The sequence below is a fragment of the Mesorhizobium sp. M7D.F.Ca.US.005.01.1.1 genome (assembly GCF_003952545.1).
GTDB classification, from domain to species: Bacteria; Pseudomonadota; Alphaproteobacteria; order Rhizobiales; family Rhizobiaceae; genus Mesorhizobium; species Mesorhizobium loti.
The window spans coordinates 6,048,967-6,068,446 of sequence record NZ_CP034453.1; the positions used below are offsets into that span (position 1 = coordinate 6,048,967).

A 19,480-nucleotide genomic window follows, 5' to 3' on the forward strand; every position below is an offset into this window, starting at 1 on the left:
GGCCAACCCATGCTGCTAATTCGGCCGAAATTCGTTGCTCTGGATTCCTCGCATCTCGGTGCGATTGCGGACGATAAGGCGAGCAAGGATGGCGCGCGGCTTCAGCGTGCCGCGGCTTTCGAAAAAAGCTTCGAAGAGAGCGGTGGCGTGCTGCTGCTTTGTTGGCATCACTTCGAAGAACTGCTCTCGCACGGGAATGACGATGTGGTTGCGCGACGCGTGACCTATCTGCAATCACTGCCGTTGGTCGCGGCCATCGCCTCGTTCCGAAAAGAAGATATCATTGGCTCTGTCATCGACCAGCAGGCGTTCGAGGTTGCCACTGCTTTCGAGAAGCCGTTGGCTGATGCTGCAATGGTGCGCGACGAAGCTGCCAAAAGCATGTTTCGGCTCACGAACGGCGCCGATCTCGTTCGTCCCTTCTTGGAAAGCTGGAGCGCCATCCGCGCTCATTTCATCAACGATGAAGAACGACCCAGCGAGATAATGGCAATATCTAAGTCGGATTTTGCGGGTAACGACGACACGAAGATAGCTGACCTCCTCAAAGGCAAGCGTCGCTCCCCTGAAGACATACAACGGCAGTTAGATCTCCTACAAAGCCGCCTAGCTGCGGAAATCCGAGAGCGTGGGGACGAGCGCATCACCGACCCTGAATTGTCCTCACAGGAGTTTATGCAAGAGGTCAGGCGACATGTCGGAGTGATCGGCACCGACAATCCGGGGCAACAAATATTGGAGCTTTTCGGCATCGACGTATCGGAGATTTATCCCGACACAACGGTCGCCGATGTTGGGAATATGAGCAATTTTCGGAAAAGAATGGCGACGGTAAATCAAAAGCTTCGCTTTTCGCTGCCAGAGGTTATAGCGCGCGTGCATGACGATCGGCTGCCATCCGGCGTCATTGCCAATGCCATCGCGCAGTTCCACCCCGACACGCGGAGATGGGATGGCAGCGAACTAGCCGACAGGTATCTGGCCTGCCTTTCGGCTTATGCCGACGTTACCTATGTCGACAAGCGAACCTATGAAGCATTCCGGATCGCGCGGCAGAAATCGAAGACGTTTGCGTCCCTCGCCCGTGATATAGAGAAAGCCGGCAGCTACAGCGATATCGCGGAGCAGCTATCGAGCCATGTTAGAAAACCGCCGATGGGCGCCGTGCTGCCCTAGTATCTTGGTCTTCGCTTCCAACTTGGCAAAGTCCTCGGCATCGTCAGTTTGGTCTCATCCTGTGGCTCGGAGGTTTCCTTCCGGTGCATGGCTAGACATAAATAAATCATGGCGGCGCGCGCGAGCTTCAAAATCCTCAGCGCCTTCGCTTCAAAGTCATGGCGCTCTATCGAAAAGGCTAGCCTGTCGTCATACGGATCGCCATACGCTGAAGGGTAGGCCAGGTAGAACGGATCCCTGTCATGGATCTTGAGGTACTTGTGTTCCAGGTGGTTACGGATTGTCGCCATGTCGCGCGCATCCGTTTCGGTGGAGGCCTGAAAATCCTTTTCAATAAAGTCCTTTGCAAGCCAATAGAGCCCGCGTAGAGGCCAATTCCTGGCTTGCGTGAAAGCAGGCCTAAGCTCGGTGCTGCCTCTTTTGACGAACCACAACGAGCGGAAGGAAACGTCAATCAAGGGGATTTGTAACTTTAAATAGTCATTCAGAAAGAAAGCAATCTTATCCAGAAGCGAATAGGCCGCGCGAAAGGCAAGTTTTGTTTGCTCGACGGAAAGCGAATAGCCAGGAGAATCGAGCGTGTCGCGCAGCCCCGTGCCCTTGTCAGAAAAATGCGGCGCGTCATTCGTGATGCCTTCGAACAGCAGCCATCGGGCCGAGGCAAACTCTTGTTTCATCTGATTGAAAAAGCCAATCAAAGTTGGGCCTTCGTCCAGAGGTGTTTTATATGAGGGAAGCGAAAGCGCATCCTGGGCCGCAATGTCGCTATTACTGAGGTCATTCAGCGGATTGAGGAATAGAGTATTGTCCAGCGCCCATTGCCGGTAAGCGCGCTCTCTCCGCGCACGGCCGAGGCCAAAACCGTCAAGCTTCTGTGCTTTGCCGAATTGCTCGACATCAATCATTTTTCCAATGTGTTCATGATACGCTGTGAAGTGATCACGAGCACCATCCGGGGCAATGTCCCAATTTGCTCCTGGCGCAAGAGCGACAGAGAGGCTTTGGTGGGCACGATACAGGAAAACATCCTGTTGGCCGGGATCGTAGTAGGCGCTTGCGTATTTGAACCAGCCTGTACCACGATTGCCAAGCGCGATGGCGAAACCGGGGCATTCCGCAATGGCGCGACCCCAGTATTCACCGGCTTCAACCGTACGTCCTGCGCTATGAAGTGTGTTTGCGAGATTGGTCAATATTTGTGCGCGTTCACTAGGCTGAAGCTCGGCGAGTCCGTCGCGGTTCACGGCACGACGCAGGCTTAAGAGTTGATGCCGAAGCTCTGGCTGCTCCCAAGCCGACTCGTAGTCTCCAGCTGTATAATTTCGCTTTCGGACCTCATCCCATGCGTTGGACCGGTAGTATTGAAGCTGGCTCCGCTGCCCGGGGGTCATATCGGACTTTTCGAGCAAGTCGCACCATTGCAATGCGAGCTGCGTGCCTTCGAGATTGCTGAAGTCGCTTGAAAGGTCGATGAGGTGCGCGGTCTTTAGCAAAGCCTCATCGATCGGAAGATCATTGATATCTTTCGTCTCCAGCAACCGTTTTAGATAATCTTCTAGCTCTCCGGTCATGTTAGTCAGCGGGGATTTCGAACTGGGGGGAATGATCGCTCGGAGATCCCGTCGACTGCGGATGTGCCCAACCTCCGTTGCGGCCGACCCTTAGAATCTGAAAATCCTCTTCACTACCGATGTGTTCGACAAACCGGATCGGGCCGCTGTTGCTGATGTCTGGCGTTACATCGACCGACCGTCCTGAACTGCGCTCGCGCACAACGCTATGCGGAAAGAAGTAATTTGCGCTGACGAACAGCCAACCGCGCACGATCTGAAAACCGTTGTTGGCTTCGACAAACCGCTCGCAATTGGCGTGGCAGTCATTCGGCCTGGCGCCCGCAACGGGCTTTCGCACAATCGCGGTGGCATGCGCGAAGCGTCCAACAAGGTCGTCAAAATAAGCGGTGGTTCGGTCTGTCATTGCTGCACCTGAGAGCTTTCAATTCGGCTTCAGCGAATACTGCTTTCTGCAAAAGCCAGCATCCCTTAATTCAAACAAACTATGCGTTTGAAACCGCCGCCTGCCCTCCCCCTACATCGCCCGCCTCGTCTCAATAGTAACAGCGGATCAAGGGAGTAGATAATGAAAAAGGGCTGTAGTCGGTGACCTTTCAATCATGATGGCGCATGCAAATTGCAACGCTGAAGAGGATGCTCCGGATTGGCTTAGGCAGCGTGCGGCAATGGCGCTGGCAAAGCGGTATGACAGCTTGCGTTGGGGGCGACTTTCGCCGGTCGCCTAATTGGATGCGCTCCGCGCTCCCGGTGCCGATGTGTCGGGCAGCTCATCCCTGAGCGCCAATTAATCTGCTCGCGTTCCCGTTTCGCGCAGATTGTCGAAGCGGTGATGCACTGCTAGGGGCGCTGCGGCGATTGCCTGCTTGTCCAATAATAAAGCCGTCCCGATCAAATCGAGACGGCCAGAGATTTATGATAGAATTGGTTGCGGGGACAGGATTTGAATCTGCTGACCTCGCTTGCGAAGTCCCTTCAACAGACGAACTCGGTTGCAGCGCTATATTGGCGGTAGCGCTCTCCCGCTACCATTTTGTCAATAAGATCAATCGGTTACGTGGGCATCCGCTACCGTTAGCCATACTGATTGCTCTTACTAGCATCGGCACACGAACCCGCCAGTCGCCCCGTGCAGACAAACGAGGCTCGGCAACGGTGCCCTACTCAGCAGCCATAACTGGTCGCATTTCCAGTTCCTCCGTCGAAACCTCATGGATTTCATCCGCAGTCGGGACCTCATCCGCAGTCGGCTTGATCCGGAACCACGCGGTGTAGAGCGCGGGCAGGAAGAGCAGGATCAACACCGTGCCGGCCGCCGTTCCGCCGATCAGCGTATAGGCCATTGAGCCCCAGAAGACGGAGTGCGTGAGGGGAATGAAGGCGAGCACGGCGGCAAGTGCTGTCAAAATGACTGGCCGTGTGCGTTGCACCGTGGCCTCGATGACGGCGTGATAGTCGTCAATGCCGGCTGCGCGGTTCTCCTTGATCTGTTCGGTCAGGATTAGCGTGTTGCGCATCAGGATACCAGCCAGTCCTATCATACCCAGAATGGCGTTGAAGCCGAAGGGCTGGTGGAAGGTGAGCAGCATCGGCACGACTCCGACAAGGCCAAGCGGTGCTGTCAGCATGACCATGAACATCGTGGAGAAAGATCGCACCTGGAGCATGATGACGACCAACATGGCGGCTATCATGGCCGGGAAGACTTTAGCCAGCGCGGTGTTGGCCTTTTCCGCCTCTTCGATCGATCCGCCCATTTCGATGCGATAGCCGACCGGAAGGGACGCGATCAGCGGCTGAAGGGCCTGCATGATCTGCTTGGAGACCTCCGGAGGCTGGGTAGCTTCATTGATGTCCGCGCGGATCGTGACAACGGGCGTGCGGTCACGGCGCTTCAGGATTGGCTCCTCCTGACGGATTTCCGAATGCCCGATCTGGTCGAGCGGAATCGAGCGGCCGTCCCGGCTTATCAGCGAGAAATCCGCCAGACGCGCCGGATCCAGCCGCTCGCCGCCGGCGCTGCGTGCCACGATGGGGACGTTGCGGATGTCCTCGCGAACCTGCGTAACGGGGATGCCGGTGAGAAGGAATTGCAGTTGCTGAGCCACCTCCGCCGGCGAGAGGCCGATGAGGTTCAGTCGATCCTGATCGGGGACAAAGCGAAGCACGGGCGTGCGATTGCCCCAGTCGCGGTTGGCCTGCCGCACATCCGGGACGCTCCGCATGATGTCGAGAGCCTTTTCGGAAATGCTGTAGAGTTGCGTCGCATCGGGGCCCATGACCCGGAACTCGACGGGGAACGGGGTGTAGGGGCCGAACACGAGCTGCGTAACGCGGACATTCGCCTCGGGCGCAAGCCCTTGCGCCACTGCCTCTCGGAGCCGGCGCTTCAACGCCTCACGCGCCTCCGCGTCGGGGGTCAGCACGACGATCTTGGCGAAAGCAGGATCAGGCAGTTCCGGAGCCATCGCAAAGAAGAAGCGCGGAGCGCCCTGGCCGACGTAGCTCGTGACAATCTTGGCCTCGGGCTGGCTGTCCAGCCAATTTTCGAGCTTTTCGACCGCAGCGGTCGTTGTCTCGATGCTACCACCTTCCGGCAGGCGAACCTCCACTAACACTTCAGGGCGGTCGGATGTCGGGAAGAACTGCTGTTTGATGCCGGCCATACCGACGACGGAAAGCGCGAAGGCGATGCCAACGATACCGCAGGTTACGAACTTATGGCGCACAGCAAACGTGATGACCCGCCGCAAACGTCGATAGTTACGCGTGTCGTAAATAGCGTGGTGACCGCCTTCGACCGGTTTGATCGCGGGCAGCATCTTGACACCGAGATAGGGCGTAAAGACCACCGCGACGATCCAGGAGACGATGAGGGCGAACCCCACGACCCAGAAGATATTGCCGGCGTATTCGCCAGCCGTCGAGCGCGCAAAACCCACCGGCACAAAGCCGGCGATCGTCACCAGAGTTCCCGATAGCATCGGCGCCGCAGTGTGGCTCCATGCATAGGCCGCCGCCTTAATGCGGTCCATCCCCTCTTCCATCTTCACCACCATCACCTCGATAGCAATAATGGCGTCGTCCACGAGAAGACCAAGCGCCAGGATGAGGGCGCCGAGCGTTATGCGATCGAAGAACCGGCCGGTTTCCAGCATGATGAGGAAGACCACGGCGAGCGTCAGAGGGACGGCAGCCGCCACGACGATCCCGACGCGCCAGCCCATGCTAAGCAGACTGATCAGCAGCACGACGCCGAGCGCCATCGCGAACTTCAACATGAATTCGTCGACCGCCGAGGTGATGTTGACGGCCTGGTCGGACACCTTGTCGAGCGTCATGCCGAGCGGCAGTGTCTGTGTGATCGCGGCAGTCCTGTCCTCCAGGGCCTTGCCGAGCGCGCGACCATCCCAGCCCTCCTGCATAACGGCCGCGAGCATGATGGTGGGCTCGCCCTGGCGTCGGATGAGGTATGTGGGAGGGTCCTCATAGCCGCGGCTGACCTCGGCGATGTCGGATAGCTTCAGCGTCCGCCCCCCAGCGACAATCGGGGTGTCGGCGATCGCCTGAACGCTGTCATAGGCGCCGTCGACCCGAATGAAGAGGCGCGGCCCTAGGGTGTCGATCGAACCTGCTGGCGTGACGGTGTTCTGCCGCTGCAAGGCACCGACGATGTCCTGTGCCGACACGCCGAGGTTTGCCAGTTTGGCGTAGGAAAACTCGACGAATATCTGTTCGGGACGTTCACCAAGGATGTTGATCTTCTTGACGCCGGGCACGTGCAGGAGGTCCTGGCGGATCACCTCGGCCTGCCTCGCCAGCTCCCGCATCGGCATGCCTTTGGCCTTCAGCGCATAAAGGGCGAAGCTCACATCCGAATATTCGTCGTTCACGAAGGGGCCGAAGACGCCGGGCGGCAGGTTGCGGGCTTCATCACCGAGTTTCTTGCGAGCCTGGTAGAACTCCTCCTGCACGGCGGATGACGGTGTGCTGTCCTTCAGCGTGACCGTCATATACGCATAACCTGGCCGTGTGGTCGTCTCCACCCTGTCGTACCAGGTCAGCTCCTGAAGCCGCTTCTCCAACGGTTCGGCGACGAGATCCTGCATCTCGCGCGCCGTCGCGCCCGGCCATGCCGTCGTAACCGTCATGGTCTTGATGGTGAAGCTAGGGTCCTCGGCCCGGCCGAGCATGAGGAAGGCGTAGGCTCCGGCAGCCACCAGCAAGAGGATGAAGAATAGGGTGACGGCGCGTTCGCGAACGGCGATCGCGGAAAGATTGAAGCTCATCAGTTGCTCCCGCTTTCGGACTCGGTCCGGACGCGAGCGCCCTCCTGCAGGAGGTGGGCGCCGAGCGACACAATGGGAACGTTCGAGTTCAATCCGGAGATCACAGCGGTTTCGCTGGTTACACGAACGAGTTGCACGGGCTGAAAGTGTACGGTTGAGGTGGCGCTGTCCAACACCCAAACGCCAGTCTTGCGGCCGTCATCGAGCACGGCTCCCAGTGGCACCTGGACTTCTGGCTGTTGCGCCTGGCTTGCGAGCCGAACGGTAACCGTCGCGCCAAGTGGTGCAGCGGCAGCTTCGCCGTCGAGCACATAGCGCGCCTCATACGTGCGGGTCTGGGCATCGGCGGAGTCCGACAGCTGCCGCAGATGCGCTGTATAACGACGCTCATCGCCACCATACACGCTCGCCTCAGCCGCCGAGCCGATCGCCGGCCGGATCGTTTCGGGAAGGGCGACAACCGCTTCGCGCGGGCCTGCCTTGGCGGTCCGGATCACTGGCTGGCCGGCTGCGACGACCTGCCCCGGCTCGCTAAGCGTTTCGACCACCGTTCCATCCGCGTCCGCCAACAGGACTGCATAGGCCGCCTCGTTCTCGGCGACCCGTGCGTCGGCTTCGGCGGCGGCAAGTTGCGCCTGGGCTGTATCCATCGCAGCCTTCGCCTGCTCGTAGCGCTGCGGTGTAACCCACCCACTGCCAAGCAAACTGGCGTATCGCCGTTCATCCGGCTGTGTCTGAGCGACTGTTGCCCGCGCTGCCGCAACGGCATTGCGCTTCGCCGAAAGCGCAAGGCGCAGATCGGTATCATCAATCCGCATCAGCGGCTGACCGGCTTTGACCTGCTGACCAACGTCCACCAACCGTTCCACGATCTTGCCGGGAACCCGAAAGCCGAGATTGCTCTGCACCCTCGCCCCGATGACGCCGGTGAAGCCACGTTCTGATTCGGTGACCGGCGCTGCCGACACAAGTCTGACGAATGGTGCCTCCTGCCTTGGGTCGGTCACCAAAGGAGCTTCCTGCGCGGGAGTAGCAAACGTGGCGAATGCCGCCACCCATGACATCGCCGTCAGGGTCGATCCCAATACGATAACGGTTCTCTTTTTCACGCTCGTCGCCTCATCTCAAATTAGATTGCGTTCGATTTCTATATCGATTATAGATTACGAACGCAATCAAAAAGGAGATCGACGATGCGCGTGAGCCGAATTCAAGCCGCAGAAAACCGCGAAACCGTGATCAATGTGGCAAGCCGCCTTTTTCGGGAGCGCGGCTTTGACGGCATCGGCCTCAAGGATTTGATGAAGGGCGCGGGGCTGACCCAGGGCGCCTTTTACAAGCAATTCGCGTCAAAGGAGGACCTGGCGGCGCAGGCGTCCAGGCGGGCGATGGAGAGCGCCACCCACAGATGGTCGGACGCAACTGCGGCAAACCCTGAGAATCCACTCGAGGCAGTGATCTCATTCTATCTCAGCATGGACCATCGCGGAGAAAGGATGGACGGCTGCCCGGTCGTTGCGCTCGGCTCGGATGCTGCCAGGCAGGGCGCCGAGGTGAAGGCGTCATTCGAAGCCGGGATCAAGGAATACCTTGAGATGCTCGCTAGTTGGGTTGGCAAGGCCGACGGCGAGGAGACCGGCGACAAGGCCATGGCCATTCTGTCGACAATGGTCGGGGCGGTGCTGCTCTCACGGGTCGTCAACGACCCCGACCTTGCGCAGGCTTTTCTGGATGCGGCGTCCGATCAGGTTCGCGAAGCAGTCGCCGCTTGAACGGCGTGGGCAGTGCTGTCGGCGCACCCAAGTGATAGGAGAATAGATGCGACGGATTGTTGTTACAGGCATGGGGGCGGTCACGCCCCTTGCTGCCAATGTCGAAGCGTCATGGTCGCGCCTGCTGGCCGGTCGTTCGGGCGTCCGTAGGCTTCCGGACGATGTGGTGGGAGACCTGCCGGCAAAGATTGGCGGCGTGGTTCCCTCCTTGAAAGAAGACCCCGACGCTGGCTTCGATCCTGACGGCGTCCTGTCCGTGAAGGATCAGCGCAAGGTAGATCGGTTCATTCTCTTTGCGCTGGCCGCGGCGGAAGAGGCGCTTGCGCAGGCGAAATGGAAGCCTGCCTCGGAAACGGATCGCCTGCGCACAGCAACGATCATCGCTTCAGGAGTCGGCGGCTTCCCCGCCATCACCGAGGCGGTGCGCACGGTCGACCTGCGTGGCGCCCGCCGCCTGTCGCCCTTTACGGTGCCATCCTTCCTGGTGAACCTCGCAGCGGGCCAGATCTCAATCCGTCATGGCTTCAAAGGTCCGTTGGGCGCACCGGTGACGGCGTGCGCGGCCGGCATCCAGGCGATCGGCGATGCGGCGCGCCTTATCCGCGCGAATGAAGCCGACATCGCCGTGTGCGGGGGCACGGAAGCCTGCATGAACATCGTCAGTCTCGGTGGGTTTGCTGCCGCACGCTCTCTTTCAACCGGCTTCAATTGGGCGCCGGCTCAAGCCTCGCGTCCCTTCGACGGATCGAGGGACGGCTTCGTCATGGGCGAAGGAGCCGGCGTGCTGGTCATCGAGGCGTTGAGCCACGCGCTGGCGCGCGGCGCAAAACCGCTCGCCGAACTCGTCGGCTACGGCACGACGGCGGATGCTCATCACGTCACCTCTGGTCCCGAGGACGGCAGCGGCGCGCGCCGGGCCATGGAGATAGCGATTGCGCAAGCGGGGATTTCACCGCGCGAGGTTCGTCATCTCAACGCGCATGCGACCTCCACGCCAGTCGGCGACCTGGGCGAGATCGAAGCGATCAAGAGCCTATTCGGGCGCGATTTCGCGATAGCCGTCAGCGCAACGAAATCGGCGACCGGACACCTGCTGGGTGCAGCCGGCGGGCTTGGAGCCATCTTCGCGATCCTGGCGCTCAGGGATCAGGTGGCGCCGCCGACACTCAATCTGAGTACTCCCGATCCGGCCGCTGACGGCATCGACTTCGTCGCAAACGAGCCCCGGCCAATGGAGATGGAGTACGCGATCTCCAATGGTTTCGGCTTTGGCGGCGTGAATGCCAGCGCCTTGTTCAGGCGCTGGACCGCCCCGGCGGCCCGACGCGAGGGCCAGGGGCGCTCATGATTGGCACCCCTCACACCGACCTTTCATGCTTCTCCCACTCCGATCCAACACAAAGAAAGATTTGATTTCCATGAACAAGACCAATCCTGGCGTCGCTCTCGTCACAGGGGCATCTTCCGGCATCGGGCGCGCTACCGCCGAAGCCTTGCTAAGCGCCGGCTTTCGCGTATTCGGAACCGGCCGCCGCACGGCGTCCAAGCAATCCGACGGCGTTACCATGCTGACCTGCGACGTGACCGACGACGCGTCCGTCGCGAAAATGGTCGATGACGTTCTGGCCAAGGCCGGACGCATCGACCTGCTTGTCAACAATGCCGGCATGGGTCTGTTTGGCGGCGCGGAGGAGTCCTCGATCGCCCAGGCCCAGGCGCTGTTTGACGTGAACGTCTTCGGCGTTTTGCGCGTGACCAACGCGGTGTTGCCGGCAATGCGACGCCAAGGGAAGGGCAGAATCGTCAATTTGAGTTCGGTACAGGGGTTCATCCCCGCTCCCTATTTCGCGCTTTACGCGTCGACCAAACATGCCATTGAGGGTTATTCTGAATCGCTCGATCACGAATTACGCCCGTTCGGCATTCGCGTGTCGTTGGTGGAGCCCGCCTATACCCGTACGGCATTCGAGGACAATCTCGCCGCCCCCGATCAGTTGCTTGATATCTATGATTCCGCGCGCGCTGGCATGACTATGTCCGTTCGGAAATCGATGGAAAAAGGCGACGCGCCCGAAGTGGTAGCCAAGACCATTTTGGCCGCTGCGATCGATCCCACTCCGAAGAAACGCTATGCGGCGGGAAAAATGGCGCGTCAGGTAAGTTTCCTGCGACGCTTCGTCCCCGCGTCCGCATTCGACAAGAGCCTGAGAAAACAACTAGGGCTGCCAGTCTGACGATTTCGGCTGCAGACAAAACGAGGTCTTCGAATCCAAATGCTGGGACTAGATGACCAACTCATACATTGAGTAGAGGGGCAGTTCAAAAATGAATGCTCATCCAAGACAACGGAGCAGGAACCGCCGATCCGACGAGTGTGGGAAAAGGCGGTAGCTCTCCCGCAACATGGTGACGGCGTGCGCAATCCCGGGCCGGCCGGCCTGACAGCCTCGGATTATTATCATAGCAGTCACTATATTAGCTATTCCTTGACAAACAGTCTAAGCTCTGGTTTCCTGATTTAACGGGTACTTAACCAAGTTAGTTGCGTTTTTACCGGACGGTGTTCGTATGTCGACTTTGGTTGTCGCGGACCCGCGGGGGGTGTATCTCGCCGGTCTGGAGTGGGTGTTGCAGAGGGCTGGACACGATGTTGTCGCCCAGTGCCGCCGCCCTGTCGACGTTCTCCCTCATGTGGAGCGCCAACGGCCTGATATCGTCATCGTCGGCCTGGATATCGCGGACCCCCAGACATCAGCTCTTTCCTCCCGGCTGAAGGCCTGCAACAGCGCTCTCGGCATCATCTTCATCGTGCAGCCAGCCGGCAGGCTCGATATCAAGGAAATACAGACGCTCGACGTCGACGGCCTGCTTCTGGACGGCATCAGCCACCGCTATCTCATCGAATGCGTGAATGCGGTGGCGACAGGCAAGAAGTGGATCGACAACAACATCGTCCAGCAACTGCTGATGCCCCGATCGCAGCCGCAGCCGACGTCCAGGTTGACCGGGCGGGAGACCGAGATCGCCGATCTCGTCTCGCGCGGGTTGCGCAACAAGACCATCGCGCAACGGCTGCACGTATCCGAAGGCACGGTGAAGATGCACCTGCATCACGTCTACGAGAAGCTGCACCTCGGCAGCCGGGCGGAACTGGCCTGGGTGGCGCATGGCAAAGGCGCGGACCTTCCAGCAACGCGCCGCACCGACCTGATCTGACCATCGCCTTCAGCTGACATCGACATGATGACGGCAACAGGCCGGAAAGCCGCCTGACGCCATCGGCCGTAAGGCCCGCGCCACCGCCCGCGCCAGCCTGATCTGTCGAAGGATATATATCGTTCGATCAGGTACGGCCATTCACCCTAACACTATCGAACCGGGAATGGACGCGCCCTCTGCGTCGGCGACACAATGAAGTTTGAGCGACCGAAGTCGGTACGCGATGACGCCCACGGGTTGGGGTCCGGGCGGAACTAAGGGGAGAGGGGCTTTCCAAAAAACAACAGTCGACTCCGCGTGAGTGTGAGTCCGAACCGTGTGCTTAGTCAACCATCCCGGAAAGGATGAACATCATGGCTACCATCAATATCGTAGGCGAGTTGGTTAACGACCAGACCGCTGGTATACAAAACACCGCTACCGGCGACCCGGATGGCGATGATGTCGCCGTAAGCGTCGCCGGCGGCTTGCTGGTCAGCGCTAACCTCGACCCCGCCTTTGTCACCTATCTGAACGGTCTCGGTTTGACCGCAGGGCAGCTGGCGTTTGCTGACTCCGCTGAGGCGGCAAGTCAGGCCGATCTCATCCACGTGACGGCGGGAGCCGACGAAGTCGTCGACAGCCTGATATTCGCCCCTCTGTCACACGCGGATTCTGGATTGAACACCGTGGGCGGCGAGGACATCTTCCTCACCACGTCGGCGGACGGCAAATCTGTGTTGGCGACTGATACCAGCGGTGACCCCGTCGCCGCTTTCTACATCATACCCAACAGTGACAATACGTTGGGCACAGTGCAGATGGTCACTTTCGCGCCAATCGCCCACCCGAATGACCTCAACCCGGATGACCGATTGGACTTCAGCGACATCCTGAAAGTCCGCGCATTGTCACACACGGATGAGTCCATCGGTGGCGCCATCAATGTTGACGACGACGGTCCGACAATCAGCCAGGCGACTGACAACGTGAACCTGGTCGTGGACGAGACGACCCTGGGCACCAACGCCTCCGACGACTTCTCGACGCAGTTCACCAAGAACGGCGGCACCGACGGCGAGGCTTCGACCATTCACACCCTGAGTATCACAGGGGGAAACGGCACGGACTCCGGCCTTATCGACACCGCATCCGGTGGGGCAGTCCTCCTGTTCAACAACGGCGGCGTCATCGAGGGCCGCGTTGGCTCGAGTGGCGGCATACTGGTGTTCACGGTCACGACCACCGCAACAGGTGTCGTAACCCTCGACCAAGTGGAAGCAGTCAAGCACCCGGACAACACGTTGCTCACCGGATCCGACGAGACCGTGACACTGGCACTGGACAATCTCATCGTCCTGACTGCGACCATCACCGACAACGACGGGGACAAGGCTGCTGCCAACCTCAATATCGGCCAGAACCTTGTCTTCCACGACGACATCCCGTCGATCCACACGACCGGCACGCCACCGAACGTCACGGTTGACGAAACCACCCTCGGCACCCTCGCACAGGGTGACTATGCGCCCAATTTTGTCTCGCTGGGCGGTGCGGACGGTTCGGCTGGCGTCATCTTCAGCCTCGGCGTGACAGCGGGTCTTATCGCCGGCCTTACTGACTCCGAGACCGGTGAAGGTATCGACCTCCAGAAGGTCGGTGCTGTCGTCGAAGGCCGCACGGCAATCGGTGGTTTGCTGGTCTTCTCGGTCAGCGTGACCGCCGCAGGTCTGGTGAATTTCACCCAAGCTCGGTCGCTCACTCACACCGATGCGACTAACCCTGACGATTCTCGCCCGTTGGGCGCGGCTAACCTGGTCACGTTGACGGGGACCGTTACTGACGGCGACGGTGACGCGAGGTCGGCGGTACTGAACATAGGCGATCATCTGTTGATCAAAGATGACGGCCCGACGATCGTTGACCAAGACCCATCCACAGACGGTGTCCAAGGCTTTGACGGTGACCCGGCCATAGTGGGTATCCAGCACGAAACCTTGCACAACATCGTGAACACCCCGGCTACCGGCGTCTTCTCGTTCGACATCGGCGCCGACGATCACCTGCCGGCGTTCTATACGGCGGGTGGTTCGGACTTCGGGGACTCTGACGGCAACTCCGCCAACGGTGTCCAGCGGCTGACGCTGATCGGGACGGTCGACAACGCCGCAAACCCGAACATCACCAACATCGTCACGTCTCTCACCTCGGAGGACGCCTCGAGCGCAGTTTTCGCCTTCTCGTTCCATTACGACAAGGACCCGATCACGGCGGGTGTGCAGGACGCGACGGCTGGTGGCACGTTGACCTTCGACAAGGCGGCGGGCACGTACTCCATTGCCTTGAACGACGTGGTTGACGGGTTCAGCTTCAACGTCTTCCACTCCTCTGAGTTGACGGCGAAGGCACCCCCCGGCAACACCGGTCACCCCGAACTCGTGGTGACGCAGTTGGACGCCAACCCCAACACAGCCGCTGACCACGACGGGTTCTACGTGCAGTTCACGGCGAACTCGAACCCCAACGGCAGCCCCTTCGGGTTCAACGGGACGGGCGACGGCAACCCGATTGCCGGGGACACCACGTTCAACAGCGGTCAGTTCGTTACCAGCGCTTTCGAGGATTGGGTCTCCGCCACGCAGTCGACCAACGGCGTGGCCGGTGACACGATCCAGAAGGGCGAACTGCTCACCCTCCGGTTCTTCAACGAGAACATTCTTGGGGACGTCAACCCCGGCGCGCCCGGCGGTGGTACTGAGAAGATCGTGCCAACGGACAAGGTGGACGCAATCGCCATCAAGTTCGACGGCATCGGGAACGCCGAAAGCCTCATCGTGGTTCTCGACCTGATCGACGACAAGGGCACGGCATCTACCGCCGACGACATCCACACGACACGGTCGATCGTCGTGGACAACGCGGACTTCTTCAAGGGGAACACAGTGCCATCTCCATACAGCACGGAGTTCTCACTCGACAACAACGACGGTCTCGTGATCATCGAGAAGGGTGACTACAACAACGCCGCTCTCGGTGAGAACTTCTCAATCCAGGGCATGCAGATCATGCAGTCCAGCAACGGACTGACGGGATCTGGCATCAACCTGACCAAGGCGACCGACAACCCGAACACCGTCGCGGTGGAGGGTAACAGCCCGGTGACCGGCCCGCTGCAATCGTGGGGAGCCACGGATAACGACGTTCTCAAGATCACGGATATCGGCTTCATCCAGACCACATCCGGGCAGATCGGCGCGCACCTGGACTTCGCGGTCAACATTCAGGACGGCGACGGCGACACGACGGGCATCCAGCACCTGCTGGTTGATGTCGTTGCCTAACATCGGACCAACTGGAGGCGGCTCACGCCGCCTCCCGTTTCCATGTGGAGATGAATCTCGCGCCCTTCGCAAACCGGCTCAGACAACGGCGCGAACCCGCACACAGGCAGATACATCATGATGAAATCCCCACGACCCTCTGCCCTGCAGGCGGTGATCAAAGAGGCCAGGCGAGCCATCAAACCGCTTATCTGGTTCAGCGCCGGCATCAACATTCTGATGCTGACCGGCGCGTTCTACATGCTCCAGGTCTACCACCGCGTTTTGGGCAGTCACAGCCTGGAGACGCTGGTAATGCTGTCGCTGATGGCGGCGGCGGCGCTCGTGACAATGGCGTCGTTGGAGGTGGTGCGCGCGCGTCTCCTGGCTAAAGTCGGGACGTGGTTGAACGCTCGGTTAGCCCCGGTTCTCCTGACCGCATCGGTGGAATACGCCGCCTCGGCCCCCGGCCAGATCAACGGCCGCGCGCTGCGCGACCTCGACCAGGTACGCAATTTTTTTACCAGCCCGAGTATCTACCCGATCCTCGACGCGCCTTGGGCACCGATTTTCCTGGGCGCTATCTTCCTCATGCACCCTTGGTTGGGCTGGCTGGCAACCTGCGGCGGGGTCGTGCTGTTCGCGCTGGCATTGCTCACCGAGTACCTGACCCGCAAACCACTGGCGGAAGCTGCAATCGCCCAGATGCGGGCATACATGCAGGCGGAGCAAACGATCCGCAACGCCGAGGTCGTCCAGGCCATGGGCATGTTGAATCCCCTGCTCGAGAGCTGGAAGGCCCAGCAGGACGAGGCAAACAAAGAACAATCTCGTGCCAGCAACCGGTCCAGCGTCATCTCGGCCCTCGCGCGCTCTTTCCGGCTGGCCCTGCAGATGGCCGTACTCGGCCTGGGCGCTTATCTGGTGCTGAAAAATGAGGCTTCACCTGGTATCATGATCGCCGCCTCAATCCTGATGGGTCGCGCATTGGCCCCGGTTGAACAGGCGATCGGCACGTGGAAGGCGACGATCGGGGCACGGGCTGCTTACAAGCGTCTCGCTGCAATGGCCGGTCAGCGACCGGAGGCCACACCGGCCCTGCCGTTGCCGCGCCCCAAGGGTAGGTTTGAGGCCGAGAACATTATGCTCGCCAGGCAGGGCGGCGAACCGATCCTGCGTGGAATCAGCTTCCAACTCAAGCCCGGTGAAGCGATGGCGCTGGTCGGACCGAGCGCGGCGGGCAAGACGAGTCTGGCGCGAGTGCTGGTCGGTACTTGGCGTCCGACCGGTGGTCGCGCGTTACTTGACGGCATGAGCGTTGTCGAATGGGCAGCCGAGGACAGGGGTCGACACGTCGGTTATTTGCCACAGGATATCGAACTCTTCGCCGGCACCGTCTCCGAGAACATCGCCCGTTTTGCGTCGCTCAACCCCTCGGTTTTCAACAACGTGATAAAGGCCGCGCAGTTGGCCGGAGTCCACGAACTGATCAAGGGGTTACCCAAGGGCTACGCCACCGAGATCGGTGACGGTGGTGCGGCACTGTCCGGCGGGCAACGTCAGCGCATCGGGTTGGCGCGAGCCCTCTACGGCGACCCGGCATTCCTGGTCCTTGACGAGCCCAATTCTAATCTCGACCACGACGGAGAGCAAGCACTGGCTACAGTCATTGGGGGGCTCAAGGCGGCAGGTACGACCCTGATCTTGATCTCGCACCGACCAAGCATTTTGGAAAAAGTTGACAAGGTGTTGGTGCTTAACCACGGCGCACAAGACCTATTCGGGCCGCGCGATGCCGTGTTCAACGAACTTGCCAACCGCGCCCGCAAGGTGACCCAGATGCCAAAGGTGGCCCAACTGCCAACCCTGGAACTGGTCAAGGAAGTCAAAGAAATCGAAGAGGTCAAGGAAGCATGAGCCGCCCCGCGGAATTGAACGTCGTGCCGTTACCCGTCCCGCCGCCCTCCCTGCTGGAACCGGTACCCCTGCGTCTCATGGGCGTGACGTGCGCCGGGTTCGCGATCATGTTCCTGTTCTTCGGCGTGGCCGGGGGTTGGGCGGCGCTGGCACCGTTGGACAGCGCCGCAGTGGCGCCGGGTGTTATCAAGGTCGCCGGCGACCGCAAACTCATCCAGCACCTCGAGGGCGGCATCATCGCGGAATTGAACGCCGCCGACGGTGATATCGTCAAGGCGGGAGAAGTGCTCATCCGACTCGACAACACGCAGGCAAAGGCACAGCTCGACCTGATCCAGAACCGGATAGCAACGCGTGAGGCGCTTGCCGCGCGTCTCAGGGCTGAGCGCGACGGCAAGGCCGAGATCGAGTTTGATCCGGCGTTGCTCGCAAACCCCGCCACCGCCGCAAAGGACGCGGTTGCCTCGCAGCGTGACGTGTTCGCGGCGAAGCACCACAACTTGACGGACGAGCAGGAAATTCTCAGCCAGCGCCGTCACCAGACCGAGGAAGAGATAACGGGGTTAGAGCAGCTTATCGTCACCAAGGACAAGCAGATCGAGGCGATCGAGGGTGAAAACAAGGACCTTCAGACTCTGCTCGATAAGGGGCTGACCACCCGCGAGCGGAACCTGTTGCTCAGACGACAACAGCAGGAGATCGAGGGGGAGCGCGCTACCAACCTCGCGGCAATCGCTCGTGCCAGAAGCGCCATGGCCGAGATTGACATGCAAATCTTGAACCTGAGCACAGTGCGGCTGAACGAAGCCGTCGACGAGTTGAGCAAGGTCGAGGCGGAGTTGTTTGACCTCGGACAGGAGGAGCGTTCCGCCAAGGACGTGCTTACCCGTACCGATGTTGTCGCACCGGTTGACGGTATCGTCATGGACCTGAAGGTCCACACGGCGGGCGGTGTCGTGAAACCCGGTGAGACATTGATGACAATCGTGCCGCTCGGACAACAACTCGTGGTCGAGGCTATGGTCAAGCCAGAAGATGTCGAGACGATCGCCCCCGGACAGCCGGCGCACGTCAGCTTCCCGGCCTTCGCCCGCTACAACCTGCCGCCGCTCGACGGCGTTGTGGAGATCGTATCGGCTGACCGCATGGTGGACGAACGCAGCGGGGCACCGTATTTCAGCGCGACCGTTCTGATCGACAAGAGCGAACTCGCCAAGCTGGAGGGCCGCAAGCTGCTGCCCGGCATGTCGAGCGAGGCGATGATCCGGACGGGTGCTCGCACCGTGCTCTCTTACCTCGCCGAGCCGATCACGCAGAACTTCCGCCGAGCCATGCGGGAAAAATAGCCGTAGGCCGCCTAACGGGATTCAGGCCACCGAAAATCAGGAAAGCAACATTCGCCCGGCCGTGATTGCCAGGAAAAACGCAAAGGCAAGTTTCAGGTAACGCGGGTTGAGCGCGTGGGCGAGCCTTGCACCCAAGGGTGCGAACAGGAAGCTCACGGGCGCTATGATGGCAACGGCCGGCAGGCTGACGTAACCCAGGCTGAGCGGAGGCCTGCCGGCAATCTCAAGACCCGACCAGATGAAGCCGGCCACAGCTGGAAGCGCGATAAGCAGGCCAAGCGCCGACGATGTGCCGACGGCCCGGTGGACCGGAAAGGAAAAGCTGGAAAGCGTCGGCACCGAGAGCGTGCCGCCGCCGATTCCCATGAGCGAAGAGACAAAGCCGATGACCGAGGCGATAGCACGGTTGATCCAGCCGCTTTGCGGCAGGTGATCGGAGATCACGAGGTGCTTCGGCAACGCCATGTTGACGGCCACCAGCAGGCCGACGACGCCGAAGACCAGCCGCAAGCCGGCACCCGGGATGAATTTCGACATGATGCCGCCGATCAGGGCACTGACGAAAATCGCCGGTCCCCACAGATTGAGCAGAGGCCGATCGACATTGCCGCGCTTGTTGTGCGACCGCATCGATGAGATCGAGGTGGGAATGATAACCGCAAGCGATGTCGCGACCGCCAGATGGCTGGTCACAGCAGGCGAAAAGTGAAACAGGCTGAGCACCCAGAACAAAACCGGGACGATGACGATACCGCCGCCGACGCCCAGCAAGCCGGCCAGCACGCCGGACGCCACGCCGGTTATGGCCAGACCGGCGACCAGCATTGCAATCGTCAGCCCGTCGAACATCGACGTGTCGAATCCGAAGTCCACTATGATTTCCCTTTGATT

Annotated in this window: 13 protein-coding genes; 8 read left to right on the forward strand and 5 right to left on the reverse strand. The window is 60.3% G+C overall.

The window, feature by feature from the left end; translation table 11 throughout:
• Positions 1-9: 9 nt before the first annotated feature.
• Positions 10-1,176, forward strand: a complete 1,167-nt coding sequence (locus EJ076_RS29555) for a hypothetical protein (RefSeq protein ID WP_126070244.1) — start codon at positions 10-12, stop codon at positions 1,174-1,176.
• Here the strand turns inward: EJ076_RS29555 and EJ076_RS29560 are convergent.
• The 4 genes from EJ076_RS29560 to EJ076_RS29575 all read right to left on the reverse strand — a co-directional run bounded on the left by EJ076_RS29560 (position 1,173) and on the right by EJ076_RS29575 (position 8,145).
• Positions 1,173-2,747 (reverse strand): LA2681 family HEPN domain-containing protein, encoded by a 1,575-nt coding sequence (locus EJ076_RS29560; RefSeq protein ID WP_126070245.1) that lies wholly within the window; start codon positions 2,745-2,747, stop codon positions 1,173-1,175. The two genes, EJ076_RS29555 and EJ076_RS29560, sit on opposite strands and share 4 nt — an antisense overlap.
• A gap of 1 nt (position 2,748) precedes the next feature.
• Entirely contained in the window at positions 2,749-3,153 is a 405-nt protein-coding gene (locus tag EJ076_RS29565) for a hypothetical protein (RefSeq protein ID WP_126070246.1), read from the reverse strand.
• Positions 3,154-3,907: 754 nt separating this feature from the next.
• Positions 3,908-7,036 (reverse strand): efflux RND transporter permease subunit, encoded by a 3,129-nt coding sequence (locus EJ076_RS29570; protein ID WP_126070247.1) that lies wholly within the window; start codon positions 7,034-7,036, stop codon positions 3,908-3,910.
• A complete protein-coding gene (locus tag EJ076_RS29575; RefSeq protein WP_164548763.1) occupies positions 7,036-8,145 on the reverse strand; it encodes an efflux RND transporter periplasmic adaptor subunit in 1,110 nt (369 codons plus the stop codon). The genes EJ076_RS29570 and EJ076_RS29575 overlap by 1 nt, the downstream gene beginning before the upstream one ends.
• 84 nt (positions 8,146-8,229) lie before the next feature.
• Here EJ076_RS29575 and EJ076_RS29580 point away from each other — a divergent pair, with 84 nt between their 5' ends.
• From EJ076_RS29580 to EJ076_RS29610, 7 genes are all read left to right on the forward strand, one after another.
• Positions 8,230-8,808: a TetR/AcrR family transcriptional regulator gene (locus EJ076_RS29580; RefSeq protein WP_126070248.1), complete on the forward strand. Its 579-nt coding sequence runs from the start codon at positions 8,230-8,232 to the stop codon at positions 8,806-8,808.
• 46 nt (positions 8,809-8,854) lie between these two features.
• Positions 8,855-10,156 (forward strand): beta-ketoacyl-ACP synthase II, encoded by a 1,302-nt coding sequence (fabF, locus tag EJ076_RS29585; protein WP_126070249.1) that lies wholly within the window; start codon positions 8,855-8,857, stop codon positions 10,154-10,156.
• A gap of 70 nt (positions 10,157-10,226) precedes the next feature.
• Positions 10,227-11,042, forward strand: a complete 816-nt coding sequence (locus tag EJ076_RS29590; RefSeq protein WP_126070250.1) for an oxidoreductase — start codon at positions 10,227-10,229, stop codon at positions 11,040-11,042.
• A gap of 391 nt (positions 11,043-11,433) precedes the next feature.
• On the forward strand, positions 11,434-12,024 hold the full coding sequence (locus EJ076_RS29595) for a response regulator transcription factor (RefSeq protein ID WP_245463115.1): 591 nt from the start codon (positions 11,434-11,436) through the stop codon (positions 12,022-12,024).
• 356 nt (positions 12,025-12,380) lie between these two features.
• Positions 12,381-15,347, forward strand: coding sequence for a DUF5801 repeats-in-toxin domain-containing protein (locus EJ076_RS29600; protein ID WP_126070252.1), 2,967 nt, complete (start codon positions 12,381-12,383; stop codon positions 15,345-15,347).
• A 117-nt stretch (positions 15,348-15,464) separates the two neighbouring features.
• Positions 15,465-17,243 carry a type I secretion system permease/ATPase gene (locus tag EJ076_RS29605; RefSeq protein ID WP_126070253.1) on the forward strand — a complete coding sequence of 593 codons (1,779 nt, stop codon included), beginning with the start codon at positions 15,465-15,467 and terminating at the stop codon, positions 17,241-17,243.
• Entirely contained in the window at positions 17,240-18,589 is a 1,350-nt protein-coding gene (locus EJ076_RS29610) for an HlyD family type I secretion periplasmic adaptor subunit (RefSeq protein ID WP_126070254.1), read from the forward strand. The genes EJ076_RS29605 and EJ076_RS29610 overlap by 4 nt, the downstream gene beginning before the upstream one ends.
• A gap of 36 nt (positions 18,590-18,625) precedes the next feature.
• Here EJ076_RS29610 and EJ076_RS29615 read toward each other — a convergent pair whose 3' ends face one another.
• Positions 18,626-19,462, reverse strand: a complete 837-nt coding sequence (locus tag EJ076_RS29615) for a sulfite exporter TauE/SafE family protein (protein WP_109659565.1) — start codon at positions 19,460-19,462, stop codon at positions 18,626-18,628.
• Positions 19,463-19,480 lie beyond the last annotated feature (18 nt).

What these genes read in the sequence shown, in the direction of transcription:
- EJ076_RS29555 (WP_126070244.1), top strand. Translation starts at nt 10, where the DNA reads ATGCTGCTAATTCGGCCGAAATTCGTTGCTCTGGATTCCTCGCATCTC.
- EJ076_RS29560 (WP_126070245.1), bottom strand. Translation starts at nt 2,747, where the DNA reads ATGACCGGAGAGCTAGAAGATTATCTAAAACGGTTGCTGGAGACGAAA.
- EJ076_RS29565 (WP_126070246.1), bottom strand. Translation starts at nt 3,153, where the DNA reads ATGACAGACCGAACCACCGCTTATTTTGACGACCTTGTTGGACGCTTC.
- EJ076_RS29570 (WP_126070247.1), bottom strand. Translation starts at nt 7,036, where the DNA reads ATGAGCTTCAATCTTTCCGCGATCGCCGTTCGCGAACGCGCCGTCACC.
- EJ076_RS29580 (WP_126070248.1), top strand. Translation starts at nt 8,230, where the DNA reads ATGCGCGTGAGCCGAATTCAAGCCGCAGAAAACCGCGAAACCGTGATC.
- fabF (WP_126070249.1), top strand. Translation starts at nt 8,855, where the DNA reads ATGCGACGGATTGTTGTTACAGGCATGGGGGCGGTCACGCCCCTTGCT.
- EJ076_RS29590 (WP_126070250.1), top strand. Translation starts at nt 10,227, where the DNA reads ATGAACAAGACCAATCCTGGCGTCGCTCTCGTCACAGGGGCATCTTCC.
- EJ076_RS29600 (WP_126070252.1), top strand. Translation starts at nt 12,381, where the DNA reads ATGGCTACCATCAATATCGTAGGCGAGTTGGTTAACGACCAGACCGCT.
- EJ076_RS29605 (WP_126070253.1), top strand. Translation starts at nt 15,465, where the DNA reads ATGATGAAATCCCCACGACCCTCTGCCCTGCAGGCGGTGATCAAAGAG.
- EJ076_RS29610 (WP_126070254.1), top strand. Translation starts at nt 17,240, where the DNA reads ATGAGCCGCCCCGCGGAATTGAACGTCGTGCCGTTACCCGTCCCGCCG.